Source organism: Serratia sp. 22264 (assembly GCF_052045345.1).
GTDB lineage: Bacteria > Pseudomonadota > Gammaproteobacteria > Enterobacterales > Enterobacteriaceae > Serratia > Serratia plymuthica.
Map to the genome: position 1 here is coordinate 1 of NZ_JBQEOY010000018.1, position 875 is coordinate 875.

General features: G+C 64.2%; 1 pseudogene. It reads left to right on the forward strand.

The features are described 5' to 3' along the window. Nucleotides 1-875, forward strand: a pseudogene (locus ACTJJ1_RS24965) (transketolase); the annotation flags it as partial.

The window sequence follows — 875 nt, forward strand, 5'->3', positions numbered from 1 at the left end:
GACGGCCACAACCCGGACGCCATCAAGGCGGCGATTGAAGAAGCCCGCAAGGTCACCGACAAGCCGTCCCTGCTGATGTGCAAAACCGTGATTGGTTTTGGTTCCCCGAACAAGGCCGGTACCCACGACGTGCACGGCGCTGCGCTGGGCGCCGCCGAAGTGGCCGCCACCCGCGAAGCCCTGGGCTGGAAATACGCCGCCTTTGAAATCCCGCAGGACATCTATGCCCAGTGGGACGCCAAGGAAGCCGGCCAGGCCAAAGAGTCTGCCTGGAACGACAAGTTCGCCGCCTACGCCAAGGCCTTCCCGGAACTGGCTGCCGAATTCACCCGCCGCGTGAACGGCGAACTGCCGGCCAACTGGAAAGCCGACGCGCAGAAATTCGTCGAGCAGCTGCAGGCCAACCCGGCCAACATCGCCAGCCGCAAGGCGTCGCAAAACGCGCTGGAAGCCTTCGGCAAGGTGCTGCCGGAATTCCTCGGCGGCTCGGCCGACCTGGCGCCAAGCAACCTGACGATGTGGTCCGGCTCCAAACCGCTCAATGAAGACCTGGCGGGCAACTACATCCACTACGGCGTGCGCGAGTTCGGCATGACCGCCATCACCAACGGCATCGCGCTGCACGGCGGTTTCCTGCCGTACTCCGCGACCTTCCTGATGTTCGTGGAATACGCCCGTAACGCGGTGCGCATGGCGGCGCTGATGAAAATCCGCAATGTGTTCGTTTACACCCACGACTCCATCGGTCTGGGCGAAGACGGCCCGACGCACCAGCCGGTCGAGCAAATCGCCAGCCTGCGCGTGACCCCGAACATGAGCACCTGGCGCCCGTGTGACCAGGTGGAATCGGCGGTTGCCTGGCAGTACGGCATCGA